The organism is Brevibacillus sp. 1238, assembly GCF_029892995.1.
GTDB lineage: Bacteria > Bacillota > Bacilli > Brevibacillales > Brevibacillaceae > Brevibacillus > Brevibacillus parabrevis.
On sequence record NZ_JARXWC010000015.1, the window covers coordinates 65,202 to 90,776 of the forward strand.

22 protein-coding genes and 1 riboswitch are annotated in these 25,575 nt (G+C 52.9%); of the genes, 20 read left to right on the forward strand and 2 right to left on the reverse strand.

What is annotated here, in order from left to right:
- Positions 1-298 precede the first annotated feature (298 nt).
- The 12 genes from M2298_RS24340 (at position 299) to M2298_RS24395 (ending at position 13,376) form a co-directional block, all read left to right on the forward strand.
- Positions 299-1,267, forward strand: a complete 969-nt coding sequence (locus M2298_RS24340) for an ABC transporter ATP-binding protein (protein WP_122964120.1) — start codon at positions 299-301, stop codon at positions 1,265-1,267.
- 19 nt (positions 1,268-1,286) lie between these two features.
- Positions 1,287-2,258 (forward strand): ABC transporter ATP-binding protein, encoded by a 972-nt coding sequence (locus M2298_RS24345; RefSeq protein ID WP_122964119.1) that lies wholly within the window; start codon positions 1,287-1,289, stop codon positions 2,256-2,258.
- A gap of 128 nt (positions 2,259-2,386) precedes the next feature.
- On the forward strand, positions 2,387-4,051 hold the full coding sequence (locus M2298_RS24350; RefSeq protein ID WP_280649204.1) for an ABC transporter substrate-binding protein: 1,665 nt from the start codon (positions 2,387-2,389) through the stop codon (positions 4,049-4,051).
- 103 nt (positions 4,052-4,154) lie between these two features.
- Positions 4,155-5,165: an ABC transporter permease gene (locus tag M2298_RS24355; protein ID WP_122964117.1), complete on the forward strand. Its 1,011-nt coding sequence runs from the start codon at positions 4,155-4,157 to the stop codon at positions 5,163-5,165.
- An 18-nt stretch (positions 5,166-5,183) separates the two neighbouring features.
- Positions 5,184-6,077: an ABC transporter permease gene (locus M2298_RS24360; RefSeq protein WP_122964116.1), complete on the forward strand. Its 894-nt coding sequence runs from the start codon at positions 5,184-5,186 to the stop codon at positions 6,075-6,077.
- A 185-nt stretch (positions 6,078-6,262) separates the two neighbouring features.
- Positions 6,263-7,354 carry a M24 family metallopeptidase gene (locus M2298_RS24365; protein ID WP_340965177.1) on the forward strand — a complete coding sequence of 364 codons (1,092 nt, stop codon included), beginning with the start codon at positions 6,263-6,265 and terminating at the stop codon, positions 7,352-7,354.
- Between the two features lie 17 nt (positions 7,355-7,371).
- A riboswitch (cobalamin riboswitch) is annotated at positions 7,372-7,581 on the forward strand.
- A 299-nt stretch (positions 7,582-7,880) separates the two neighbouring features.
- Positions 7,881-8,918, forward strand: a complete 1,038-nt coding sequence (locus M2298_RS24370; protein WP_173598589.1) for an ABC transporter substrate-binding protein — start codon at positions 7,881-7,883, stop codon at positions 8,916-8,918.
- A 47-nt stretch (positions 8,919-8,965) separates the two neighbouring features.
- Positions 8,966-10,003, forward strand: coding sequence for a FecCD family ABC transporter permease (locus M2298_RS24375; protein WP_063231372.1), 1,038 nt, complete (start codon positions 8,966-8,968; stop codon positions 10,001-10,003).
- Positions 10,000-10,806, forward strand: a complete 807-nt coding sequence (locus M2298_RS24380; protein ID WP_173598588.1) for a heme ABC transporter ATP-binding protein — start codon at positions 10,000-10,002, stop codon at positions 10,804-10,806. The genes M2298_RS24375 and M2298_RS24380 overlap by 4 nt, the downstream gene beginning before the upstream one ends.
- Positions 10,803-11,813: a methyltransferase domain-containing protein gene (locus M2298_RS24385; RefSeq protein WP_122964112.1), complete on the forward strand. Its 1,011-nt coding sequence runs from the start codon at positions 10,803-10,805 to the stop codon at positions 11,811-11,813. The genes M2298_RS24380 and M2298_RS24385 overlap by 4 nt, the downstream gene beginning before the upstream one ends.
- Before the next feature lie 58 nt (positions 11,814-11,871).
- The gene (locus M2298_RS24390; protein WP_173598586.1) at positions 11,872-12,420 is read left to right on the forward strand and encodes a sigma-70 family RNA polymerase sigma factor; all 549 of its coding nucleotides are present in this window, start codon (positions 11,872-11,874) and stop codon (positions 12,418-12,420) included.
- A complete protein-coding gene (locus M2298_RS24395) occupies positions 12,390-13,376 on the forward strand; it encodes a hypothetical protein (protein WP_173598585.1) in 987 nt (328 codons plus the stop codon). The genes M2298_RS24390 and M2298_RS24395 overlap by 31 nt, the downstream gene beginning before the upstream one ends.
- A gap of 81 nt (positions 13,377-13,457) precedes the next feature.
- Here M2298_RS24395 and M2298_RS24400 read toward each other — a convergent pair whose 3' ends face one another.
- Both M2298_RS24400 and M2298_RS24405 read right to left on the reverse strand, forming a co-directional pair.
- Positions 13,458-14,324, reverse strand: coding sequence for a GNAT family N-acetyltransferase (locus M2298_RS24400; RefSeq protein ID WP_280649205.1), 867 nt, complete (start codon positions 14,322-14,324; stop codon positions 13,458-13,460).
- A 6-nt stretch (positions 14,325-14,330) separates the two neighbouring features.
- Positions 14,331-14,807, reverse strand: a complete 477-nt coding sequence (locus M2298_RS24405; protein WP_173597414.1) for an HIT family protein — start codon at positions 14,805-14,807, stop codon at positions 14,331-14,333.
- 189 nt (positions 14,808-14,996) lie between these two features.
- On the opposite strand from M2298_RS24405, the gene lepA reads away from it, so the two are divergent.
- The 8 genes from lepA to M2298_RS24445 all read left to right on the forward strand — a co-directional run bounded on the left by lepA (position 14,997) and on the right by M2298_RS24445 (position 25,564).
- Entirely contained in the window at positions 14,997-16,814 is a 1,818-nt protein-coding gene (gene lepA, locus M2298_RS24410) for a translation elongation factor 4 (RefSeq protein WP_063231378.1), read from the forward strand.
- An 825-nt stretch (positions 16,815-17,639) separates the two neighbouring features.
- Entirely contained in the window at positions 17,640-18,782 is a 1,143-nt protein-coding gene (gene hemW, locus M2298_RS24415) for a radical SAM family heme chaperone HemW (protein ID WP_173597413.1), read from the forward strand.
- A 197-nt stretch (positions 18,783-18,979) separates the two neighbouring features.
- Positions 18,980-20,005 (forward strand): heat-inducible transcriptional repressor HrcA, encoded by a 1,026-nt coding sequence (hrcA, locus tag M2298_RS24420; RefSeq protein ID WP_063231382.1) that lies wholly within the window; start codon positions 18,980-18,982, stop codon positions 20,003-20,005.
- A gap of 76 nt (positions 20,006-20,081) precedes the next feature.
- Positions 20,082-20,609: a nucleotide exchange factor GrpE gene (grpE, locus tag M2298_RS24425; protein ID WP_229049944.1), complete on the forward strand. Its 528-nt coding sequence runs from the start codon at positions 20,082-20,084 to the stop codon at positions 20,607-20,609.
- Between the two features lie 52 nt (positions 20,610-20,661).
- The gene (gene dnaK, locus M2298_RS24430) at positions 20,662-22,491 is read left to right on the forward strand and encodes a molecular chaperone DnaK (RefSeq protein ID WP_122964105.1); all 1,830 of its coding nucleotides are present in this window, start codon (positions 20,662-20,664) and stop codon (positions 22,489-22,491) included.
- A 155-nt stretch (positions 22,492-22,646) separates the two neighbouring features.
- Positions 22,647-23,774 (forward strand): molecular chaperone DnaJ, encoded by a 1,128-nt coding sequence (gene dnaJ, locus M2298_RS24435; RefSeq protein ID WP_122964104.1) that lies wholly within the window; start codon positions 22,647-22,649, stop codon positions 23,772-23,774.
- A 71-nt stretch (positions 23,775-23,845) separates the two neighbouring features.
- Entirely contained in the window at positions 23,846-24,787 is a 942-nt protein-coding gene (prmA, locus tag M2298_RS24440) for a 50S ribosomal protein L11 methyltransferase (RefSeq protein ID WP_122964103.1), read from the forward strand.
- A gap of 18 nt (positions 24,788-24,805) precedes the next feature.
- Positions 24,806-25,564 (forward strand): 16S rRNA (uracil(1498)-N(3))-methyltransferase, encoded by a 759-nt coding sequence (locus tag M2298_RS24445; protein WP_063231386.1) that lies wholly within the window; start codon positions 24,806-24,808, stop codon positions 25,562-25,564.
- Positions 25,565-25,575 lie beyond the last annotated feature (11 nt).

The following is a 25,575-nucleotide window of genomic DNA, read 5'->3' on the forward strand; positions in this document are numbered from 1 at the left end:
AAAAAGAAGGGGTGTACAAAGCCCCAGTGACAAAAGGCCCGCCAAAACGGGCTTTTTTTGTGCGCATGGACAGGCTCGGACAAGATGTCCCAAACGGCATAACGCAGACTGTGTCTGAGATGTGGGCTTCAAAAACATTTTCTGGAAGGAAATGGAGAAGGTGAAGGAGAATATTCTATATAGTCAGTAAAAATATAATAGTTAGAATTTATTGTGTTGCCAAAAAATTGTATTAATGGCATAATGTCTACTGATAGATCTTTTTCTACTGAATATATCGGTAAGAGAGGTGAGCCACGTGTCAGATCCTGTCCTGCAAATTGAAAACCTGCAAACGCACTTTTTCACGGACCGCGGCCAAATCCCTGCCGTTGATGGCGTGACGATCACGGTTAACAAAGGAGAAGTAGTGGGCATAGTCGGCGAGTCAGGCTGTGGAAAAAGCGTCACTTCCCTGTCTGTCATGAAGCTGGTGCCCAATCCGCCGGGAAAAATCGTCGGGGGAACAATCAAGTTCAAAGGGGAAGACCTCGTAACAGCCAATGAAAAGCGGATGAGAGACATACGCGGAAATGAAATCGCGATGATTTTCCAGGAGCCGATGACATCTCTGAACCCCGTTTTCACGATCGGGAATCAGATCGGCGAGGCCATTCGATTACATACAAAGGCTAGCAAAAAACAGTCGCGGGATCGCGCCATCGACATGTTGAAAAAAGTGGGAATCCCGCGAGCCGAAGCGATTGTCGATGAATACCCGCACCAGCTCTCCGGCGGGATGAGACAGCGTGTCATGATTGCCATGGCTATGGCCTGTAATCCGGAGCTTTTGATTGCGGACGAGCCGACGACGGCTCTCGATGTGACGATTCAGGCGCAAATTCTCGACTTGATGCGGCAGCTCAACCGGGAAGCGCAGACGGCGATTTTGCTCATCACCCATGACTTGGGCGTGGTTGCCGAAATGTGCCACAGAGTTGTCGTCATGTACGCGGGCAATGTCATCGAAGAAGGGGATGTCCGCACCATTTTGAAAAAGCCCAAACATCCGTACACAAAAGGGCTGCTCAATTCCTTGCCGAAGCTGGAAGAGTCGCAGGAAAGGCTCTACTCGATTCCGGGGAATGTGCCGATCCCAGGCTCGCTCACGGTCGGATGCCGCTTTGCACCTCGTTGTGATCAGGCGACAGACCTTTGCCGCAGCGAAATGCCGCAGCTCAAAGCGGTAGGAGACAACCATTTTTCCCGCTGCTGGCTGAGTGAATAACCCGAAAGGAGCATGCCCGTTGACAGAAGAACTACTCGTCGTAAAAAACTTGAAAAAGTATTATCCCATCACAGGTGGCGTCCTGGGCGGGGAAGTAGGTGTGGTGAAGGCCGTCGATGATGTCTCGTTCGCCGTCAAGCGCGGGGAGACGCTCGGATTGGTCGGAGAGAGCGGCTGTGGCAAGTCCACGACGGGACGCTCGCTGCTTCGGCTGATTGAGCCTACCGCAGGCGAAATCACGTTTGACGGTGTCAACGTTACAGCACTTTCCACAGATGAGATGCGCAAAATGCGGCGCGATATGCAGATCGTGTTTCAAGATCCGTTCGCCTCTCTGAATCCTCGTCACAATATTGAGAAGATTCTGGAAGAGCCACTTGTCGTACATAAAATCGGGACGAGTTCCGAGCGCAAAAAAAGAGTGCAGGAAATGCTGGAAGTCGTGGGGCTGAGCAGCTACCACGCGAGGCGCTACCCGCACCAGTTCAGCGGCGGGCAACGCCAGCGGATCGGCATCGCCAGAGCGCTCATGCTCAACCCCAAGCTGATTGTAGCGGATGAGCCTGTGTCCGCGCTTGACGTGTCCATTCAGTCGCAGGTGCTCAATCTCATGCAAGATTTGCAAAAGGAAATGGGCCTCACCTACTTGTTTATCGCCCATGATTTGAGCGTGGTGCGTCACATCAGCGACCGGGTGGGTGTGATGTACCTCGGCCGAATTGTCGAATTGACGACGAGCGGACAGCTTTACTCGAACCCGCTCCACCCTTATACAAAAGCACTATTGTCTGCGGTGCCGACTCCGGACCCGGATGATGTACGGGAACGGGTGATCTTGCAAGGTGACGTGCCAAGCCCGGCGAATCCGCCGAGCGGCTGTACGTTCCATACTCGCTGCCCCCACGTGACAGAAGAATGCCGCTCAACTCGTCCCGCTTTTCAGGACGTGGGTGATGGACATTTTGTGGCCTGTCATCTGTACAAACAGTAAAGCCGCACACGAGGATGACCGCCTGATGAAAAGGAAGCCTTTTTAAAGGGGGGATGCGAGGCAGGAGCGACACGGATGATGATGGATTAATGTAACATGCTTTCATTTTAGAAGAGGGGGATGTTTTCATGAAGAAGAGAGTTCTCTCCGCAGCCATGACCAGCCTGTTGGCTCTGGGCATGTTGCTTGCTGGATGCAGCGGTTCTCAAACGACACAAGCGCCGGCAGAACAGCCAAAGACAGAAACTCCGGCAGCGACTCCAGCACCTGAGCCAGCCAAATCGGGGCCTAAGCAATTGATCGTAGGCCGCGGCGGCGATACAGTCGGTCTCGACCCGATCGCTCAAACCGATGGCGAATCGTTCAAGGTGACGGAAAACGTGTTCGATACACTGGTCGGCTACGCCGAAGAAAGCACAGAAGTTGTTCCTTCTCTGGCGGAAAAGTGGGAAATTTCTCCGGACGGCTTGACGTACACCTTCCATTTGCGCAGTGGAGTCAAATTCCATGACGGCACCGATTTCAATGCAGAAGCCGTAAAATGGAACTTCGAGCGCTGGAGCGACAAGAGCCATCCGCAACATAACAAAGAAGGCTTCGAATACTACAACGACATGTTCGGCGGCTACAAAGGCGACGAAAACCATGTCATCAAGTCTGTAGAAGTGGTAGATGCGCAAACGGTGAAGTTCACCCTGAACCGCCCGCTCGCGCCATTCATTCAAAACCTGGGCATGTCCTGCTTCGCGATTGCCTCGCCAAAAGCGGTACAGGATATGGGACCTGAGAAATTCAACGAAAACCCGGTAGGAACCGGGCCGTTCAAGTTCGTAGAGTGGAAGCGCAATGACACCATTACGCTGGAGAAAAACCCTGACTACTGGAACGCTGGTTTCCCTAAACTCGACAAACTCGTGTTCAAGGTTATCCCTGAAAACACAGCTCGCTTGACAGCACTGACCTCTGGCGAAATCGACATGATGGACGGTGTGAACCCGGATGACGCGCAAACGGTAAAAGACAACAAGGATCTGCAACTGATCCTGCGTCCATCCATGAACATCGGCTTCGTCGGTTTCAACGTGGAGAAAAAGCCACTCGACAATCCAAAAGTTCGTGAAGCGCTCGCATACGCGATCAACAAGCCAGCTATCATCGAAGCATTCTTTGCAGGACTTGGCCAACCGGCTGTGAACCCAATGCCACCATCGATCTGGGGCCACAACGGCAACATCAAGGATCGTGAATTTAGCATTGACAAAGCGAAGCAGCTTTTGACCGAAGCAGGCTTCCCGAACGGCTTCAAAATCAAGTTCTGGGCAATGCCAGTTGCTCGTCCGTACATGCCTGATGGCGTGAAAATTGCCGAGGCAATCCAGCAAGACCTGAAAAAAATCGGCGTAGAAGCTGAAATCGTGACGATGGAATGGGCGACTTACCTGGAAAAAACAAAAGCAGGCGAGCAAGAAATGTTCATGCTCGGTTGGACCGGCGACAACGGCGACCCGGACAACTTCCTGGCGACTTTGCTGGATAAAAACAACATCGGCGGAAACAACCGTACGCGCTGGGCAAATGAAGATGCGCACAAGCTCTTGATGGCTGCTCAGTCCGCTACGACCAAGGAAGAGCGCGAGAAGCTGTACCTGCAAGTGCAAGAGCTGATCTTCAAGGACGTGCCGATGGTGCCACTGGCTCACTCTACGCCAGCATTGGCTGCCAAAGCGAACATCATCAACTACAAGCCGCATCCAAAAGGCTCCGAGAGTCTGGAAAAGGTTGACTTCCAGTAAAACCGGATGGAATGTGAAAGCCAAGCAGGGTAAGAGGAGAAAACCTCTTCTTACCCTTTCTTTTTGCACCTAGCCATTATCTTTTTGTAAGGAAAGCGAGGAGATGGCATTGCTATCCTACAGCATCCGAAGAATTTTTATGCTCATCCCCGTTCTACTGGGCATGTCCATCGTCGTATTTTCCATCATCCGTGCCATCCCAGGTGATCCGGCTCTGACCATATTGGGAGAGAAAGCAAGTCCGAAAGCGATTGAAGATTTACGGGAAGTTTTAGGCTTGAACAATCCGTGGTACATTCAATACTTTGACTATTTGAAGCAAATCATCACCGGAGATTTGGGAGTTTCCCTGCATTCCGGAGCAAGCATCACGCAAGAAATCGGGCCGTATTTGGCCGCTACTACCGAGCTGACGATCGTCAGCATGCTTTTCGCTGTGATTATCGGAGTGAACGCAGGAATTTTGTCTGCGTGGAAGCAAAACTCCTGGTTTGACTACTGTGCGATGTTGATCGCCTTGATCGGTGTCTCAATGCCAATCTTTTGGCTAGGTTTGATGGAGCAATGGTTCTTTGCGCAAGAACTGAAATGGCTGCCATCCGTTGGTCGCGACAATTCGCGTAATCCTGTAGAGGCCATTACGCAGTTCTATATACTGGACACGATTATGGCTGGACAGTGGGATCAGCTGTGGGAAGTGGTCAAGCATTTGATCCTGCCCGGAGTGGCTCTCGGAACGATTCCGATGGCGATTATCGCCCGGATTACCCGATCGAGCATGCTGGAAGTGATGCGTGCGGATTACGTCAGAACAGCCCGGGCAAAAGGCTTGGCGCAGTTCTGGGTCGTGTACAAGCATGCATTGAAAAATGCGATGATTCCCGTGTTGACGGTGATTGGTCTGCAAACAGGCTTGCTCCTGGGGGGAGCGGTGCTGACCGAAACGATTTTTGGCTGGCCCGGCGTCGGCCGCTACATTTTCACAGCCATCGGAAACCGGGATTATCCGGTGATCCAGTCCGGCATCTTGGTGATCGCTACGATTTTCGTACTGATCAATCTCTTGGTCGACCTTCTGTATGCTTACATTGACCCGCGCATTAAATACCGCTAGAGGAGGGACAAAGGAGATATGGCAGAAACTCACGTACAGACTGTGACCTGGAAAGTAAAAGATGAAGAAGTAGTCTCTCCTTGGCGGGAAGCGTGGAGAGCGCTGCGCAAGAACAAGCTGGCGATGGTCGGATTGGCGATTATCCTGTTTTTCGTGGCGGTCGCTGTGTTTGCTCCGATGATCGCGCCGTATCCTTATGATGAAGGCGAGCTGGTCATGAAAAACAAGCCGCCGTCGGGGGAGCACTGGTTTGGAACGGATTACAACGGGCGGGACGTGTTCAGCCGCGTCGTGTACGGGGCGCGCATTTCCTTGTGGGTAGGCACTTTTTCCGTCATCGGCTCGGTCGTCGCCGGAACGATTCTCGGCTTGCTCGCCGGATTTTACGGCAAATGGATTGACACGCTGATCTCCCGCATTTTTGATATTATGCTGGCGTTCCCAAGCATTTTGTTGGCGATTGCGATTGTCGCGATTTTGGGGCCGTCTTTGCAAAACGCGCTGTTGGCGATTGCCATTATCAACATTCCGACTTTTGGACGTCTGGTTCGCTCGCGGGTTCTCAGCTTGAAGGAAGAAGAGTTCGTCATGGCGGCGCGCGCGATCGGGATGAAAGATTCCCGGATCATTATGCAGCACATTTTGCCGAACAGCCTGGCTCCGATCATCGTGACAGGGACGATGGGGATTGCTACTGCGATCATTGAAGCGGCGGCACTCGGCTTCCTTGGACTCGGTGCGCAGCCACCGGAGCCTGAGTGGGGGAAAATGCTTTCCGATTCCCGTCAATACATTCAAAAAGCGCCGTGGACGGTTATTTTTCCCGGACTGTCGATCATGTTGACCGTACTTGGCTTCAACCTGATTGGCGACGGCTTGCGGGATGCGCTTGATCCACGGATGAAAAATTAGTTGTAGTGCGAAGGGCAGTAGGGACACAAGCGTCCAGGCTGCCCCTTTTTTCGCGTCTGCTGGCTTATTTTCTTTGGGCATATGCTGGAGGATTCATGAGAGAATTTTCCGCTTCTCTCTTCTTTTTTAGGCAGGAAAATGGTATTCTCAGGGGTAGAATATTGTCGAAAGAGAAGGTGACGCAGTTGTTCCAGGAGCGTATTTCGAAGCTGCACGATTTTTTGGCAAACCATGAGTTAGACGCGGTATTGATCACTTCTCCCAAGCATGTTTACTATTTGACCGGGTTTTTTACTGATCCGCACGAGCGTTTTATGGGGCTGATCATTCCGGCCCAAGGCGAGCCTTCGCTGATTGTGCCTGCCCTTGATCGGGAAGCGGCGGTGGCAGCATCGTTTGTTCAGACGATTCTTACACATACGGATACGGACAATCCGTACGAGATTCTCAAGCAGGCGTTGCCAGCGGGCTTGTCCAAGCTGGGCATCGAGAAAAGCCACATGACGGTAGAACGCTTCGAAGCCATGGGACAAGTCGTCGGTGCGCAGAGCTACACCGATGTGGAAGAACCGCTTCGTGAAATGCGCCTGATCAAATCGGCAGATGAAGTTGCCCGTTTGAAAAATGCGGTTCAACTGATCGAAGATACGCTTGGCGAGACGTTGAAAAAATTCAAAGTCGGTCAGACCGAAATGGAGATTGTCGCGGAACTGGAATTTCAGATGAAGCGTCTGGGAGCAGATGGCCCATCCTTTTCCACGATGGTACTGGCAGGCGAAAAATCGGCATTGCCGCATGGAACGCCAGGGTCGCGCCAGGTGCAGGAAGGCGATTTGCTGCTGTTTGACATCGGCGTAGCAGCTGATGGTTACGTTTCCGATATTACCCGCACGTTTGCCGTCGGGGAAGTCAGCGAACAACTGCGCGAGATTTACGAGACAGTGCTTGCGGCGAATGAGGCGGCGATTGCAGAGGTTCGTCCAGGCGTGACTTTTGCCCATCTCGACAAGACCGCTCGCGACTTGATTGCCGCGCGAGGCTATGGCGAATACTTCATGCACCGACTGGGACACGGTTTGGGCATGGATGTGCACGAATATCCGTCCGTACATGGTCAAAATCAGGAAACGCTTCGCCCGGGCATGGTGTTCACCATCGAGCCAGGCGTTTACGTACCGGGAGTAGGCGGCGTGCGCATTGAAGACGATGTGCTCGTAACCGAATCAGGCGTGGAAGTATTGAGCAAGTTCCCGAAACAATTGACTGTGATTGGCTAACGATCACGAAACACACAATTTCATATGAATCTGATGGTGCTGGCTGGAATCGTTTGGTTCCGCCAGCTTAATAGGGAAGTCCGGTGAAAATCCGGCGCGGTCCCGCCACTGTAAACGAGGAGTGCCTAGTACGCAGCAACCACTGTTTTTCGCGAGACGAAAAATGGGAAGGGAACTAGGCATGTTGATTCGTGAGCCAGGAGACCTGCCATGAGATCATTTGCAATCGACCCACGAGGATGGGACAGATGTAGAAGCAATCTTTAGAAAAGGCGCTCCACAAACGCTGGATCTATAGATATGTCTGCGTATGTCGAGCACCTCCCGATTGGAAAACTGGGAGGTGCTTTTTTCTATGGGTATCATCGTGGCAGCAACACGTGGAGAGGGGGAGATGCCATTTCCTGTATTGCCAAACGGAGCGGCTTTCCGTATAGTGTAGATGTAATTCGTAATAATTACGATTTACATATCAATTGTTTTCATCGCACAGAGAACATGAAAAGAAGAGAGGGTAACAAAACAAATGAATAAAACACCTAAGAAAAAGAAAGCCTTGCAAGGATTTTGGTTCGCGTCTGTGACTGCAATCATGCTGCTCATGTCTGCGTGTGGTTCCGCAACACCGGCAGCTCCTGAACAAGCTGCTACCAAGCCAGGCTCGGAGCAAGCTGCCCAGCCTGCCGCTGGCGAAAACAAGCCAGTGACAATCGTCAACAACGGCATCGAAATGACTTATCCGGAAGCACCAAAACGCGCTGTCACCATGAACCAGCACGTGACGGAAATTATGCTCGCTCTCGGTCTGGCTGACAAAATGGCCGGGACTGCGTATTTGGACGATCAAATTTTGCCTGAGTTGAAAGCTGACTACGACAGAGTGCCTGTGCTGTCCGACAAGTACCCGACGAAAGAAGTGCTGATGGCTGCCAACCCTGACTTTGTGTATGCAGGCTGGAAAAGCGCCTTTGGCGATAAAGGTGTAGGCTCGATGGAGGAGTTGGAGAAAGCAGGGGTCAAATCGTACCTGCAAGAGTCTTCCAACAAGCCGGGCCCGACTATTGACGACGTATTCGCTGACATTGCAAACATCGGCCGCATTTTCCGCGTGGAAGACAAGGCGAACGAACTGATTGGCAAAATGAAAGCGGAAATGGAACAAACGACAAGCAAAATCGGTACCGTGGACAAGCCGCTCAGCGTGTTTGTGTACGATAGCGGAGAAGATCAGCCGTTCACAGCTGCAAACAACTACATGACTGCCCTGATCAAGGCGGCGGGCGGCAAAAACGTGTTTGACGACATTCAAAAAGGCTGGGCAACCGTGAGCTGGGAAGAAGTCGTGAACCGCAAGCCTGACGTTATCGTTGTCGTGGATTACGGCGACAAAACGATTGATCAGAAGAAAGAGTTTTTGCTCGCCAAAAAGGAACTGGCTGACTTGCCAGCGATTCAAAACAAACGTTTGATTGTATTGCCACTGTCCGCAGCTTCCGAAGGGGTACGCGCACCGATCGCGCTGAAAATCCTCGGCGAAGGACTGTACCCGGATAAATTCAAATAAAGAACGGCTGCTTAATTAAGGAGGGAACGGCCCTGCATAAGATCAAGATGCCCTTCATCATCGTTGCCCTGCTGATCGGGTTGCTCGTCTCGATTACGTTTGCGGTAACACTCGGCTCGGTGGAAATCAAACCAGCGACAGTATGGAAAATTGCCTTATCGAATCTTCCGCTGACCAACCAGTGGATCGAAGTGGATTGGTCAAAAGGAGAGCAGACAATTATCTGGGATATTCGGTTTCCCCGTGTCCTGTTGGGGGCAGTTGTCGGGGCTGGTCTATCTGTTGTGGGGGTTGCGATTCAGTCTCTCGTTCGCAACTCCCTGGCAGATCCGTACATATTAGGCGTTTCCTCGGGAGCATCGGCTGGAGCGACTTTGGTGATTTTGTTCGGAGCATTCAGCATGTACGGACAATTCGCCCTGTCGTTTGGCGCTTTCACAGGGGCGCTTGTCTCGATCCTGCTTATTTTTACTTTGTCGCGAATCGGCGGGCAAAACTCGACCGTGCGCTTGCTCATGGCGGGGATTGCCATTTCTGCGATTTTGTCGGCGATTACGAGTCTGATCATTTTCTCTGCGCCAAACGAACACGGCATCCGCTCGGTGTTGTTCTGGATGAGCGGCAGTCTCGCGGGCGGCAAGTGGGAGTATTTGACCATCCCGACATTGATCGTGGTCATTTGTCTGATCGTGCTGCTGGCGCAGTATCGTTCGTTGAATGCGATGCTGATGGGCGAGGAGTCTGCCGGGACGCTTGGGGTCAACACGGTGCAATTTCGCAAGCTGCTGCTGGTCATTACGGCCCTGCTCACGGGGGTCATCGTCTCGATCAGCGGAGCGATCGGATTTGTCGGTTTGATGATGCCGCATATCGTGCGGGTTATCGTCGGTTCCGATCACCGACGCGTCTTGCCCGTCAGCGCCTTGCTGGGAGCGATTTTTCTGATCTGGGCGGACGTGATTGCCCGGCTTGCTTTTGCCCCAGAGGAGCTTCCTATCGGGATCATCACGGCGTTGTGCGGAGGCCCGTTCTTTATTTGGCTGATGCTGCGCAGTTCTTATTCTTTCGGAGGTAGCGGACGATGAATCTGAATGTGGAGAACATTACAGTCGGGCTGGAAAACAAAACGATTTTGCACAACATCAGTCTGACGGTCCGCTCCGGTGAGTTCGTCGGGCTGATCGGGCCGAATGGCAGCGGGAAGTCGACTTTGCTCAAAAGCATTTATCGCGTGCTGAAGCCGTACAGCGGATTGATTTCGCTCGACGATGACAACGTGTACCAGTTGTCTGCACGGCAAAATGCACAGCGCATGGCGGTGGTTCGTCAGGAAAGCTCGGTCGAATTTGACTTTACGGTCATGGAGATCGTCATGATGGGCCGCTCACCGCATAAGCGGCTGTTTCAAACGGATACGACAGCCGACAGCCGCATTTGTGAGGAGTCGCTGGAACGAGTGGGGATGCAGGCTTACGCCGAGCGCAGCTTTTTTTCCTTGTCCGGCGGGGAAAAGCAGCGCGTCTTGATTGCCAGGGCGCTGGTGCAGCAAGCGGAGTTTCTCGTTCTCGACGAGCCGACCAACCATCTGGATGTCCGGTATCAGCTGCAAGTCATGGATTTGGTCAAAACACTCGGAATAACCGTGTTTTCATCGCTGCACGATCTCAACATCGCCGCGATGTACTGTGATCGGCTGTACGTCATCCGCGACGGTGAGCTGGTCGCTTCCGGCACCCCTGATGAGGTTTTGGAACCCGGCTTGATTCGGGATGTGTTCGGGGTAGAAACGGAAGTAATCACTCATCCGCGCACAGGGAAAAAACACGTCTATTTCTTTTCCGAAGCATTGCGCAACGAGCAATCTCGACAGGAGGTCAAAGCGTTATGAGTGTTTACAGCTGCCAAGTATGCAAATTTCGATATGATGAATGGTTAGGCGATACGAAAAATGGCGTCCCACCGGGGGTGCCTTTTTCACATTTGGCAGGCTCCGTCTGTACGACGTGCGGCATGCAGGGAGAAGGGCGGCATCTGCCTCTGCCTGAAGCCAAATACATCGGGCTGGAAGCCACTTACTACGATCAGTTCGCGGGCAAGGCGGGGATCGCCTTTTATCGCAACTGGCTCATGCAGGAAGCGCAGCTCGCTCCCGTGTCTGTGCTGGAGCTTGGGGTAGGCACGGGGCGGATCGCGATTGAGCTGGCGCGGTGTGGGTTGTCCGTCTGCGGCGTGGACAACAGTCCGGACATGCTGGAGATGGCGACGAAAAAGAAACGGCGCATGCTGAAAGACCAGGAGGATTTGCTCGTGCTCGTGGAGCAAGATGTACGCGAATTGCAGCTCGATTCCACCTTCACGCACATACTGCTTCCGGAAGGCATCTTTCAGCAGGCGACCTGTAGAGCGGAGCAGCGACAGTTCCTCGCGGTGATCGGACAGCATTTGACCGCGAACGGGACGGTTGCGATTGACTTGCTGCTTCCGCCGGTCAACAGCAAATGGTCCGTCATGCAGCGCAAATTCGTTTTCCCTGACCGGATGGTCTACCAAAAGGTGGAGGGAGAAACGCTTTTGGCCGAGCAAAAATTTCGTTACACGCTGACGTACGAGACGTTTTTGGAGCAGATGGAACAGCCGCGCTACAGAGTGGAGCGGGAGCTGGCGCTACTGTTGCCGGGAGAGTTGCATCTGCTTTTGGAAGCGGCGGGATACGAGATCGTGCAAAGCATGGAAAATGTCGTCTGCCACCACAGCGAGCTGCCAGAACAAACCGAAGAATACGAGGCGGATCGCTGGCAGCACGGGGGCTATCCGTTTGCGGAGCCGCCGGGTGCACCGGGAGCCGCGACGCGCTGGACGATCATTGCCAAAAAAATTTCTGCCCTTTCGCTGTAACAAAATCCGGACGGTTGCATCTAACCAGTAAAGGATTTGCGGGAAGGAGGTCGCGCCCTTGGATAAATTGCAGCCGACTGTCGAAGCTGCCTTTGAACAAATCATGCAAGACTACGGGACGCGGATTCTTCGCCTTGTCACTTTTCTGGTCAAGGATCACAGTTTGGCAGAGGACATTACCCAAGACGTGTTTGTGAAGGCGTACCAGCATCTTCCGCGTTTTCGCGGGGAGAGCAGCGTTCATACATGGCTATACCGGATCGCCGTCAATGAATGCAAAGGCTATTTGCGGTCGTGGTCATTCCGCCATATCCTCCCTCGCTCCTGGATCAGAAAAGATGGCGAGCTGTCCACCGAAAGCCTCGTGCTGCATCAGGAGCAGCGGAATCAGCTCGTGGCTGAGGTGTTGCAGCTTGCGCCCTTGTATCGTCAGGTGATCGTCCTGCATTACTACGCAGATTTGTCGATCAAAGAGGTAGCTGACGTCCTTCGCATATCCGAAGGGACCGCGAGAACCCGTCTGCACAGGGCGAGGCAACAGCTGAAGCAGAGTCTTGGGGAAGGGAGCGAGTGGGAATGGACGACAACCGATGGATCGCAAATTTGAAGGACAGGGCCGATCAAACCGTTTTGCGCGACGTCCACTTTACGGAAGCGATGAAAAACGGCGTGCGCGAGCGGATCAGGCAAAAAGACAGACTGCCGATTGTCTGGAAAAGGTTTGCGCTGCCCGTGGCGGGCTTGCTGCTGGTCGTTTGGCTATGGTCGTCCTTTTCGCTGAGTGGGCCGACTAGCCAAGGGGAGCGCGCAGGGAAGCCTGTGCCTGAACTATTGCCCGGCGGCCAATTGACCTCACCCGACTTGTGGAAGCCGATGCCGCAGCACTCAGCCACTTACCTGGAGCAAACTTTTTCGTACATTGGTGAAAAGCCTGTGCGGGCGGTGACCGATCCCAATGAGCTGTACGAAGGGCAGACGCAACGCTTCATCTGGCTGTTGAACGGCAGCGGATTGTCACAGGTAGAGATCGTCGCCTACAGGACGGATGGGAAACGGGTAGAGCTTGGCAGCTACCAGGTGATGGGGCCGCTGCACGACGCGACCGGACATGTTCCAACCGGGATTGCCTTGCCCGATCCGGGCGTGTGGAAGCTGCAAGTTTTGGCTCAGGGAAAACATGTGGGGCAAGTTTTTGTCGAGGTGAAAAAGGGGATATCGCCAGCCAATCGCGATCTGGTGGAACCAATTATCCGCAACTATTTGGAGACAGAAGGCAAGCAGCTGGGCATAATGGCGGCGGACAGGCAAGTTACTCTGGAACTGCTCGGCGTGGATGCGCCGGATGCAGAGCGCCGGACAGTCTACGCCTGGGTGAACGTGTTGAGCAAAAATCCGCTGCACTCTTCTGGCGTCAGTGCCCCGATGGTTTTTCACATCGTTTACGACGGGCAAAAGTACCGTGTGCAAAATATGCAGATGCCTGAGGACGGTAACCGATACATGAGCAGCTTGCAAAAGCTTTTTCCGCCAAAAGTGCTGGAACAGCTTGAGAACAACCGGTAAGCCGATGTCTTTTCTTGCAAAGAAGCGGACCATGCCCGAACAGGAGCAGGTCCGCTTTTTTGTTGGCACGCGCGAAGACGGTTAGCCGTAAATTTGCGCCCCGATGGCGAAGTAGCTGCCGTTGCGCTGGGGCAAGCTTTTGGCATTTGCGACCATGACAGGTGGCCGCGACGCCTTTTGAAAACCGTTTTGCTCCAAAAAGGCCAGGAATGCTTCCGGTCCATCCGGTACGTCGATTCGCACCTGTCCGTCGTGGTTTTGGATCAGTGCACAGAGCAGCTGGATTGCCATGTCCGCGTCCCGGGCGACAATCGGCCCGGCGATCAAGTTGATCGGGCCTTGGACAGCAAAGCCGTAGCCGACAACGGTGCCACTAGCATCTTTGGCAACCAGGCAACGAGCCGCTTGGGCTTTGCGCATTTGCACAAAAAGCGAGCGACGGCTGCCAAGCGCTCCCTGGTCGAGTTCAACCACGCGTTCCAAATCCGTCTCATCCATAGAAGCGATTTGATAAGGCACGGCTTTTGCGGCAGGGGGGACGACAGGTGTATCGCCACGGCGCAAAAACTTGTGGATGTGGGTAGCTGTCACAAAACCGAGTCGCTGGTAGAGCGGCTCTCCATCAGGCGTGGCGATCAGCATGATGGCCGTATCGCCGGAAACAGCCTTCATACAGGCTTCCATCAGGTCGCGCCCGTACCCTAGCCCGCGGCATGAGGAGTGGACGATGACCATGCCGATCGTAGCCAGCCCTTCTTCATATTCGATAATGGCCGCAGAAGAAACGATCCTGTCACTGTCATCTTTGTGTCCGAATACCGTACCAATAGACAGAATCGTGCGAATTTCCGCTTCATCATAGTCCCAGCCTACTGAGTCAGAGAGGGCAATCAGATCGGGAATGTCAGCGACAGACAAAGTATGCAGGCGATGGGTCGTGCTTTTCACGTGGGATCAGTCTCCGTTTCGTTCAGGAAGCTCCGTCTGCTTCCCGTTTTTAACCGCTTCCGCTAACAGTGTACGTGTTTGGGCCAGACGCGTTCCGGCTCCATGCTCCTGCCGCGGCTCGCTCCAGGCGAAACCGTCGTCGGGAAAGCGCGGGATGACGTGCAGATGAAAGTGGGTCAGATCGTTAAAAGCGCCGCCATTTTGACAGAGCGTAATTCCGGCAGGCTTGTACACATTTGCAATGGTTTGAGACATGAGGGTCGCCGCTTCCGTCACTTTTTGCATGGTCACTGCATCCAAATCTGTCCATTCAACGAGATGCCGCTTGGGCAAAATCAGCATGTGGCCCTCGGAAAAAGGATCGATATCCAAGAGGCAGGTCACCCAATCGTTCTCATAGACGACATGGGCAGGCTCTGCGGATAAGGCCAGTCGGCAGCCGAGGCAATCGAAACGCTCCGCTTGTTGAAGCTCTGTTCGCATGCCAGTCTCCTTTTTTAAAGACCACTTTATCATAAAGAAAGTTTTGGCGGGAGCAAAAAACGTGGCAAGTGCCGTATTCTCTTTGGTTGCTCTTTGTATCAAGCGTTTGTTATAATTACCGTTAGTGTATTTTTGCGAGGCGCAATCTGTACGTTTGAATGGATTCGCGTGGGAGGGAACGAACAACACATGGATCGCCGTGAAAGACAAAAGAGGATTCGAAATTTTTCCATCATCGCCCACATTGACCATGGAAAGTCGACGCTGGCAGACCGGATTTTGGAGCTGACAGGAGCGCTTACCGCACGTGAGATGGAAGCCCAGTTTCTGGATACGATGGAGCTGGAAAAAGAGCGCGGGATTACAATCAAGCTGAATGCCGTGCGTTTGAACTATAAAGCAGATGACGGAGAGGACTACATTCTCCACCTGATCGACACACCTGGACACGTAGACTTTACGTACGAAGTATCCCGCAGCTTGGCGGCCTGTGAAGGAGCCATTCTCGTCGTGGACGCCGCCCAGGGGATCGAAGCCCAGACGCTTGCCAACGTCTATTTGGCGCTGGACAGCAATCTGGAGATCATTCCGGTTATCAACAAAATCGACTTGCCGAGCGCAGAGCCTGAGCGCGTGAAGCAAGAGGTGGAGGACGTGATCGGGCTGGATGCCAGCGAAGCGGTACTCACCTCTGCCAAAGCGGGAATCGGGATCAAAGAAGTGCTGGAAGCGGTCGTGCAAAAAGTTCCGGCTCCAGAAGGAGATCCGGATGCGCCGCTGCAAGCCTTGATTTTCGACTCGTACTTTGATGCGTACCGCGGCGTTATCGCTTCGATTCGCGTCATCAACGGTACGTTGAAAAAAGGCATGAAGATCAAAATGATGGCGACAGGCAAGTCCTTCGAGGTAACGGAAATCGGGACGTCCACGCCGCGCCAGACCCAAGTGGAAGAATTGACAGTCGGAGACGTAGGATACGTAGCCGCTTCGATCAAAACAGTAGGCGACACAAGCGTCGGGGATACGATCACAGATGCTGCCCGTCCTGCTGCTGAACCGTTGCCGGGCTACCGCAAGATCAACCCGATGGTTTTCTGCGGTCTGTACCCGATCGAGACAAACGAGTACAACGATCTGCGCGAAGCACTCGAAAAGCTCCAGCTGAACGACGCATCGCTGCAATTCGAGCCGGAGACATCGCAAGCGCTCGGCTTCGGGTTCCGTTGCGGCTTCCTGGGCCTTCTGCACATGGAGATCATCCAGGAGCGCATCGAGCGCGAATTTAACATCAACCTGATCACGACTGCACCGAGCGTAATTTACCGCATCACGCGGACGAATGGCGAAGTGTTCGAGATCGACAACCCGTCCAAAATGCCGGAAGCGCAAAAGATCGAAATGATCGAGGAGCCTTACGTGCTGGCGACGATTATGGTGCCAAAAGAATACGTCGGGGACGTTATGCAGCTTTGCCAAGGCAAGCGCGGGGAGTTTCTCGACATGCAGTACATGGGCGAAAATCGCGTGCAACTGAAATACGACATGCCGCTCTCCGAGATCGTCTACGACTTTTTCGACATGCTGAAGTCGGGTACGCGCGGATATGCGTCCTTCGACTACGAGCTGGCAGGCTACAAGCCGTCCAAGCTCGTGAAGATGGACATTCTCCTGAACAGCGAGATGGTCGACGCCCTGTCGTTTATCGTGCACAAAGATACCGCTTATGCGCGCGGAAAAGTCATTTGTGAAAAGCTAAAGGAACTGATTCCGCGTCAGCAGTTCGAGGTGCCGATTCAGGCGACAATCGGGCACAAGGTCGTTGCCCGCGAGACGATCAGCGCGCTGCGCAAAAACGTTCTTGCCAAATGTTACGGCGGGGACATCTCGCGGAAACGCAAGCTGCTCGAAAAGCAAAAAGAAGGAAAGAAGCGCATGAAGTCCGTCGGTTCCGTAGAGGTTCCACAAGAAGCGTTTATGGCTGTATTGCGCATGGATGAGAAGAAGTAAGAGCTTGAGCGAATGAAGCAAAGATGTTCGCAGCATCTTTGGTCATGCTCTCGATAAAAGGTGGACATAGCGACCTTCTGTGATGGTTGCTATGTCCCTTTTTTTAGTAACCCGCTTGTGCCAGTTCACTTTACAGCAAACTTTTGCATGAAAACATACAAAAAAGCCGCCCGGGTGAGCGACTTGATCGTTTGCGCTTCGCTTGACTAGCGTGGATCATAGCAAAAGTGGGTAGGGCATCCGTAATTGCCTGCAAAAGCACTCGTAGACAGAGACAGAACGATAAACAGAGCAAAGCCAATCGCGATCACTTTTTTCATAGCATCCACCTCCTTGTTTGAGGGATTTATGTAAATATTATAACTTATTTCTAATTTCTGTAAATATCAATCGGACTGTTTCTAGCATTCATCCGTGGAAAGAGGAAATCCAAGGGGAGAGCAGGCTGTGGAAAAGCCCCAGACAATCATCCGTGGCTTTTTACTATTGGATGGCTGCCTTCTTAATAAGAGAATAAGAGATTCGTTACCCGCCGTGTACCTGCGCTCTTGAGGGACACACAACACGTTTGACTAGAGTCGAAAAAATACATTATGATAATTTAGCCCTTACAAATGCTTGCAAGACCAACAGTCCAAGGCGAAACATCGTTTCAAAAAACAACTGGATACGTTAGGTCTGCAAGAAACGTTTATGTCTGCACCACGCATGGATGAGAAGAAGTAGGCCTGACCTCGTGTCAGGTCTTTTCCATTCGCCCGCTGGAACGGAGCGTAACGAAGACAGGCATTCGCCTGTATTTTGAACAAAAGGAGGGGAAGAGATATGACGCCGCAATCGGTTTACATCCACATTCCCTTTTGTACGAATAAATGCTATTACTGCGATTTCAACTCGTTCGTGACAAACAACCCGCAATTGATCTGGGATTACCTGGACGCTTTGGATAAAGAAATGGAGCTGACGTTTCGCGAGCGACCTGTGCAGGAGGTCAAAACGATCTTTGTCGGCGGCGGCACCCCTACGTTCCTCGATCATGCCCAAATGCGAGCGTTTTTGCAGATGGTCCAAAATCACCTGGGCAAGCATTGGGCAGCGGATATCGAGTTTTCCATGGAAGCGAATCCCGGTACGACAGATAGCGAAAAGCTGCGCATCATGCATGAGCTTGGCGTCAACAGGCTGAGCTTCGGCGTGCAGTCGTTTGACAACGCGCTTTTGAAACGGCTGGGACGGATTCACGACCGCGACGATGTGTACCGCAGCATCGAGAATGCGAAAGCAGCAGGGTTCGCTAACATCAGCATCGACTTGATGTTCGGCTTGCCGGATCAAACGATGGAGATTTTCCGCCAGACGCTGGAGAAAGCATTCGAGCTGGGCACGAAACACTTTTCCGCATACAGTCTCAAGGTCGAGGAAAATACGTTATTTCACACGCTCTATCAAAAGGATCAGCTTCCGCTTCCGTCTGAGGAGGCAGAGCTTGCGATGTACATGGTGCTGATTGAAGAGATGGAACGCCGCGGCTATCAGCAGTACGAGATCAGCAATTTCGCCAAGCCGGGCTTTGAGAGCAAACATAATAAAACGTATTGGCTCAATCGTGAATACTATGGTTTGGGTGCAGGCGCCCACGGCTACGTTTGCGGCGAGCGACATGTCAACGCCGGACCGCTTGCGATCTATTTGCAAAAATGCAAAGAAGGTTTGCCGCGGGTGGAACAGTTTGCCGTTCCGCAGGAAGATGCGATGGAAGAACAGATGATTTTGGGGCTGCGCCTGCGGGAAGGAGTCGATCTCGCCCAGTTCGCATCGCGTTTTGGCGTATCTGCGCACGAAGTTTTTGGGACGATAATAAAAGAAGAGATTGCCAAAGGCATGCTGGAAGAGCAAAACGGCTGTCTCAAGCTGACCAAGCGGGGGCTTCCGCTCGGAAATGAGGTATTTGCCCGTTTTCTCCGCTAACAAGCGGGAGCAGTTGGCGAAATATGTGAGATTTTGACGGCGGATATCGTGGAAGTCCGTTGACAAATCCTTCTTCTATTGATACCTTAGTAAATAGATTTAGCACTCGTTAGGTATGAGTGCTAACAAAACCGCTCCGACATTGCGGGCGATACCTTTTTTCACTTTTATGCTCAACGGGGAGGCGAGCGACATCCATGTTATCTGACCGTCAACAACTGATTTTGAATGCGATTGTCGATAATTACATTCATTCTGCCGAACCGGTTGGTTCCCGAACCATTTCCAAACGCGAGGACATCGGATTTTCTTCGGCAACCATCCGTAACGAGATGTCCGATCTGGAAGAGTTGGGATACTTGGAGCAGCCTCATACGTCGGCCGGGCGAGTTCCTTCTACAAAAGGGTACCGTTTTTACGTCGACAACCTGATTCAGCCGCAGCTCTTGAACGAGGCCGAATTGGGCAAACTGAAGCAGTTGTTTGCCGAGCGTATTCTGCACTCCGAACAGGTCGTGGAATACACCGCTCAAATTCTTTCCCAGTTGACGAATTACACGGCAATTGTCCTGGGACCGGAAATTTTTGAGCATCGGTTAAAACATATTCAAATCGTTCCTCTGAACGAGACACAGGCGGTGGCGATTGTCGTCACCCATACCGGACGAGTAGAGAACAAGCTGATCGACCTTCCCGAAGGCATCGGCGCAAGCGAAATCGAGCGCCTAGTCAACTTGTTGAATGCCAAACTGACCGACGTGCCGCTGTGGCAACTGAGACAGCGGGTCTATCAGGAAATATCGGGCGAGATGCGCCGCTATGCGGAGCAGTACGAAGAGATGCTGAAAGTTCTCGACAAGTCGCTGACACAAGAAGAGGAACGTGTATACTTACGCGGTGCCACCAAAATCATGAATCAGCCGGAATTCCGCGACGTAGACAAGGTCAAGGATATTTTGGAACTGCTGGAGCAAAACGATCAACTGCTGCATTTGATCGGGATGCCGGGAGATGGACTGACGGTGCGCATCGGCCAGGAAAACCAGCTGGACGCGATCAAGCAATGCAGTATTATTACGACATCCTACTCGCTTGGAGGCAAGCCCGTGGGAATGGTGGGAATACTTGGCCCGACGCGAATGGAATACGGAAAAGTCATTACCGTACTCAATTATTTGGCAGAAGGCTTATCGCGGATGCTGACTTCGCAGTTTGAGAAATAAATGGAGGAAGGCTCCCTGACGAGAAGGCAAGTCAGGCAAGAGCCCCCAGGAGGTATCGACGTTGAGCGAGGAAAAAATGACCAAAGACCCGGCTGCTGAAGACGAGCAAGTAAATGAGGCAGTCGACGCGCAAGACGCGGGCGAAGTGAACTGGGAGCAGGAAGCGGCCCAGTGGAAGGCGCAGGCAGAGGAGCATCAAAACCGCATGCTGCGGGCCATGGCTGACATGGATAACCTCAGACGCCGTGTACGCAAGGAGCAGGAAGACCTGGCGAAGTACGCTTCCCTGAAAATCGTGGAAGAGCTTTTGCCGGTACTCGACAACTTCGAGCGGGCATTGGCTGCTGACAAGGAATCGATGACGGTCGAGTCGCTTTTGACAGGCGTCAACATGGTGTACCGCCAGATGGTGCAAGTTTTCGAAAAAGAAGGCTTGACTCCGATCGAGGCAAAAGGCGCTCCGTTCGATCCGCATGTACACCAGGCTGTCATGCAGACGCAAGACCCTGAATTTGATTCGGGCGTCGTCGTAGCAGAATTGCAAAAAGGATATATGTTCAAAGACCGCGTCGTTCGTCCGGCGATGGTGCAAGTGAACGAATAAATCGAGATTCCATCATTCATTCAGATGAGAAAGTGTTAGGAGGACATATTGTATGAGTCGCGTAATCGGTATTGACCTTGGAACAACCAACTCTTGCGTAGCAGTAATGGAAGGCGGCGAGCCAGTCGTTATTGCCAACGCAGAAGGAAACCGCACCACTCCTTCCGTCGTCGCTTTCAAAAACGGCGAGCGCATCGTAGGGGAAGCGGCAAAACGTCAGGCGATCACCAACCCTGACAACACGGTTATCTCCATCAAGCGTCACATGGGTACTTCCCACAAGGAAACACTGGAAGGAAATCCATACACACCTGAGCAAATCTCTGCCATGATCCTGCAAAAGCTGAAAGCAGATGCAGAAGCTTACCTGGGCCAGCCAGTAACACAAGCTGTTATTACCGTTCCAGCTTACTTCAATGACTCCCAACGCCAAGCGACTAAAGACGCTGGTAAAATCGCGGGTCTGGAAGTTTTGCGTATCGTGAACGAACCAACCGCAGCAGCACTTGCATACGGTATGGAAAAGACAGAAGATCAAACCGTTCTCGTATTCGACCTCGGCGGCGGTACGTTTGACGTCTCCATCCTGGAGCTTTCCGACGGTTTCTTCGAAGTAAAAGCGACTTCCGGCGACAACAAGCTCGGTGGAGACGACTTCGACGATGTGATCATGAACTACCTCGTGAGCGAGTTCAAAAAAGAGCACGGCATTGACCTGTCCAAAGACCGCATGGCACAGCAACGTTTGAAAGACGCGGCTGAAAAAGCGAAAAAAGACCTCTCCGGCGTACTGACTACGACTATCTCGCTGCCGTTTATCACAGCAGATGCTTCCGGTCCAAAACACTTGGAGATGAACCTGACTCGCGCCAAATTCGAAGAGCTTTCCGCTGAACTGGTTGAGCGCACGATGGGCCCAACTCGCCAAGCGCTGAAAGACGCAGGCTTGACTCCTAGCGAAATCGACCGCGTAATCCTCGTGGGTGGTTCCACACGGATTCCGGCTGTACAAGAAGCGATCAAGAAATTTACTGGAAAAGAGCCGCACAAAGGCGTGAATCCAGACGAAGTAGTAGCACTGGGCGCTGCCGTGCAAGCAGGGGTACTGACTGGTGACGTGAAAGACGTCGTACTGCTCGACGTTACTCCGCTGTCGCTCGGTATCGAAACATTGGGCGGCGTGTTCACCAAGCTGATCGACCGCAACACGACAATCCCGACCAGCAAATCCCAAGTGTTCTCTACAGCTGCCGACAACCAGACTTCTGTAGAAATCCACGTTCTCCAGGGCGAACGCCAAATGGCGGGCGACAACAAAACATTGGGCCGCTTCACGCTGTCCGACATTCCGCCAGCGCCGCGCGGTATCCCGCAAATCGAAGTTTCCTTCGACATCGACGCCAACGGTATCGTGAACGTGCGTGCAAAAGACCTGGGTACAGGAAAAGAGCAACGCATCACCATCACGTCCAACTCCGGTTTGTCTGACGATGAAATCGACCGCATGGTAAAAGAAGCCGAGCTGAATGCGGAAGAAGACAAAAAGCGCAAAGAGCAAGTAGAAATCCGCAACGAAGCAGACCAACTCGTGTTCACTACCGAGAAAACACTGAAAGAAGTGGAAGGCAAGGTAGACCAAGCGGAAATCGATCGCGCCAACGCTGCGAAAGACAAAGTGAAAAAAGCGCTGGAAGGCGGCAACATCGAGGAAATCAAAGCGGCAAAAGACGAACTGTCCGAGATCATCCAACAAATTTCCGTGAAGCTCTATGAGCAAGCTGCACAAGCGCAGCAAAATGCTGGGGGCGCAGCAGAAGGCCAAGAACCGAAGAAGGACAATGTCGTTGATGCTGACTATGAAGTGGTAGACGATAAAAAGTAATCACGACGAAAGCGTCAGGGGAGAGCTTTTCTCCCCTCGCTCTTTCGCGATGTGACCCCATGAAAGTCAAAGTCACGCAAAAGCTGACTTTGACTTTTTTTCAGGTCTGTCACATGCTATGATAACAGTTGACTGTCATGGGAGTGATTTAGGAGATGAAACGCGATTACTACGAGGTTCTGGGAGTAGCCAAGGAAGCCGACGCGGACGAAATCAAGAAAGCGTACCGGAAGCTTGCTCGCCAGTACCATCCGGATGTAAATAAAGACGCTGATGCGGAAGAAAAGTTCAAGGAAGTCAAGGAAGCTTACGATGTCCTGTCTGAGCCGCAAAAGCGCGCGCAATACGACCGTTTCGGTCATCAGGACCCGAATCAGGGCTTTGGCGGCGGCGGTTTTGATACGTCGGGCATGGGCGGCTTCGGAGACATTTTTGACATGTTCTTCGGTGGTGGCGGCAGACGCGCGAATCCGAACGCGCCGCGCAAAGGGGCCGATCTGCAATTTGGCCTGAGCATCGATTTTATCGACGCGATTTTCGGAAAAGAAACCGATGTGGAAATCCCGAAAGAGGCAGAGTGCGATACGTGCCTCGGCTCTGGTGCCAAGCCGGGAACAGGCGTCGAAACGTGCAAAACTTGTAGCGGTACCGGTCAGCAGGAAGTGGCAGCCAACACGCCGTTCGGCCGAATCGTCAACCGACGGGTCTGCTCCACTTGCGAAGGCAAAGGGAAAGTGTTCAAGGAAAAATGCTCCTCGTGCCGAGGTAGCGGACGTGTCAAGGTACGCCGCAAAATTCACCTCAACATCCCGGCTGGTGTGGATGACGGTGCGCAATTGCGCGTCTCCGGCGAAGGCGAGCCAGGTGCCAACGGCGGACCAGCAGGCGATCTGTACGTTGTGCTGCGCGTGAAAAGCCACGAGTTTTTCGAGCGCGAAGGCAACGACATTTACTGTGAAGTACCGCTTACGTATGCACAGGCGGCGCTCGGCGATGAAATCGAGGTTCCGACGGTCGATGGCCGCGTGAAGCTGAAGATTCCGGCAGGCACACAGACCGAGACGTTTTTCCGCTTGCGTGGAAAAGGCGTGCCGCACTTGCGCGGCAACGGTCGCGGCGATCAGCATGTAAAAGTGCGCGTCATTACGCCGACGAAGCTGAGCGACAAGCAAAAAGAGCTGCTGCGCGAGCTGGCAGAGCTGTCTGGCGAGAAGCCGGGCCAGCACGGAACGGAAGACGAAGGCTTTTTTGAAAAAATGAAACGGGCATTCCGCGGCGAGTAATCGGTCGCGGTTTTGTCCGCTTGCAGGTTGACAAGTCCATCAGGAAAGCAAAAGTGGGGAGTGGTAGATTCGTGAAATGGTCAGAAATCAGTATCCATACAACAGCGGAGGCTACGGAGGCGGTGTCCAGCCTTCTCTATGAAATGGGTGCCAACGGCGTCGTCATCGAAGACCCGGAGGTGCTCTATCGCGAGTGGGATACCCCCTTTGGCGAAATCTACCAGCTCTCTCCTGACGATTTTCCGGCCGAGGGCGTATTCGTCAAAGCGTACCTGCCCGTTGACAGCAGCGAGCTGATCGATGTCGTAGAAGAATTGAAAGAACAGCTGGCGCAGTTGACCGAGTACGGTCTGGACATCGGCAAGGCTGCGATTGCCGTAAACGATGTTCACGAAGACGAATGGGCCCACGCCTGGAAAAAGTATTACAAGCCGGTTCACGTCTCCGACAACATGACGATCAAGCCGGTTTGGGAAGAGTACGAGCCGCGTCATCCGGGAGAGATCATCATCGAGATGGACCCGGGAATGGCTTTTGGCACGGGAACGCATCCGACCACGATTCTCTGTCTGCGCGCGCTGGAGAAGCATTTGGCCAAAGGCGATCGCGTGTACGATGTGGGAACAGGCACGGCGATTTTGAGCATTGCCGCCATCAAGCTGGGCGCAAAAGAAGTGCTCGCGATGGATTTGGACGAGGTGGCAGTCCGCTCCGCACAGGCGAACACCGAGCTGAACGGCGTGCATGAGCATATCGTCGTCAGACAAAACAACTTGCTGGATGGCATCGAGGAGCAAGTCGAAGTGATCGTCGCCAATATTTTGGCGGAAGTCATTTTGCGCTTTACAGACGATGTGTTCCGCTTGCTTCTGCCAGGCGGCACCTTCATCGCATCCGGCATTATTGCGGCGCGGGAAGCGGATGTGAAAGCCGCTCTGGTCGCTTCCGGGCTTGAGATCGTGGAAACGATTTTCATCGATGACTGGGTAGCAATTACCGCAAAAAAACGATAGAATAGTGAGGTTGGCGAGATGCAACGATATTTTGTCGAGCCACATCTCTTTCATGAGCATGAGCTAACGATTATCGGAGACGATGTTCATCATATCGTAAACGTGATGCGAGCGCGGGCAGGCGATGAAATTCTCGTCTCGGACGGAGCAGGGAGATCGGCGCGAGCCAAGCTCGTCAGCCTTTCTGCCAAGGAAGTCCAGGCAGAGGTGATCGAGATGCTCCAGGAAGAGCGTGAGCTGCCGATCCGCGTGACCATTGGGCAAGGAATGCCAAAAGGCGAAAAGATGGAGTGGATCTTGCAAAAGGGGACGGAACTCGGAGCGTACTCCTTTTTTCCGTTTTCTTCCGAGAGAACCATCGTCAAACTGGACGCCAAAAAAGAGGCGAAAAAGCTGGAGCGCTGGCGCAAAATCGTCAAGGAGGCTGCCGAGCAGTCGCACCGGGCCGTTTTGCCTGAGCTGCTTGCCCCTGTCTCGTTTCGCGAGGCGCTTGCGGCAGGTCAAGCCTATACGCAGCTGGCTATCGCCTATGAAAAGGAAGGAAGCACGACTGTTCATGAAGTGCTGGAACAGATGGCAAGTGGAGACTCCCTGCTCGTTCTGATTGGGCCTGAAGGGGGCTTCACCCCGGAAGAAGTGGCGCAAGCAGAGAGCAAGGGATTTTTACCTGTTTCGCTCGGGCCGCGTATTTTGCGCACCGAAACGGCCAGCCAGTATGTACTTGCCGCGGCTTCCTATCAGTTTGAACGAAAAGCTTCCATACATCGCAAAGGATAAGCGCAAGCGAA

Excerpts from the sequence above, each read along its gene's own strand:
- M2298_RS24350 (WP_280649204.1), top strand. The coding sequence starts at position 2,387 with ATGAAGAAGAGAGTTCTCTCCGCAGCCATGACCAGCCTGTTGGCTCTG.
- M2298_RS24355 (WP_122964117.1), top strand. The coding sequence starts at position 4,155 with ATGGCATTGCTATCCTACAGCATCCGAAGAATTTTTATGCTCATCCCC.
- M2298_RS24360 (WP_122964116.1), top strand. The coding sequence starts at position 5,184 with ATGGCAGAAACTCACGTACAGACTGTGACCTGGAAAGTAAAAGATGAA.
- M2298_RS24370 (WP_173598589.1), top strand. The coding sequence starts at position 7,881 with ATGAATAAAACACCTAAGAAAAAGAAAGCCTTGCAAGGATTTTGGTTC.
- M2298_RS24375 (WP_063231372.1), top strand. The coding sequence starts at position 8,966 with ATGCCCTTCATCATCGTTGCCCTGCTGATCGGGTTGCTCGTCTCGATT.
- M2298_RS24380 (WP_173598588.1), top strand. The coding sequence starts at position 10,000 with ATGAATCTGAATGTGGAGAACATTACAGTCGGGCTGGAAAACAAAACG.
- M2298_RS24385 (WP_122964112.1), top strand. The coding sequence starts at position 10,803 with ATGAGTGTTTACAGCTGCCAAGTATGCAAATTTCGATATGATGAATGG.
- M2298_RS24395 (WP_173598585.1), top strand. The coding sequence starts at position 12,390 with ATGGACGACAACCGATGGATCGCAAATTTGAAGGACAGGGCCGATCAA.
- M2298_RS24405 (WP_173597414.1), bottom strand. The coding sequence starts at position 14,807 with ATGCGAACAGAGCTTCAACAAGCGGAGCGTTTCGATTGCCTCGGCTGC.
- lepA (WP_063231378.1), top strand. The coding sequence starts at position 14,997 with ATGGATCGCCGTGAAAGACAAAAGAGGATTCGAAATTTTTCCATCATC.
- hemW (WP_173597413.1), top strand. The coding sequence starts at position 17,640 with ATGACGCCGCAATCGGTTTACATCCACATTCCCTTTTGTACGAATAAA.
- hrcA (WP_063231382.1), top strand. The coding sequence starts at position 18,980 with ATGTTATCTGACCGTCAACAACTGATTTTGAATGCGATTGTCGATAAT.
- grpE (WP_229049944.1), top strand. The coding sequence starts at position 20,082 with ATGACCAAAGACCCGGCTGCTGAAGACGAGCAAGTAAATGAGGCAGTC.
- dnaK (WP_122964105.1), top strand. The coding sequence starts at position 20,662 with ATGAGTCGCGTAATCGGTATTGACCTTGGAACAACCAACTCTTGCGTA.
- dnaJ (WP_122964104.1), top strand. The coding sequence starts at position 22,647 with ATGAAACGCGATTACTACGAGGTTCTGGGAGTAGCCAAGGAAGCCGAC.
- M2298_RS24445 (WP_063231386.1), top strand. The coding sequence starts at position 24,806 with ATGCAACGATATTTTGTCGAGCCACATCTCTTTCATGAGCATGAGCTA.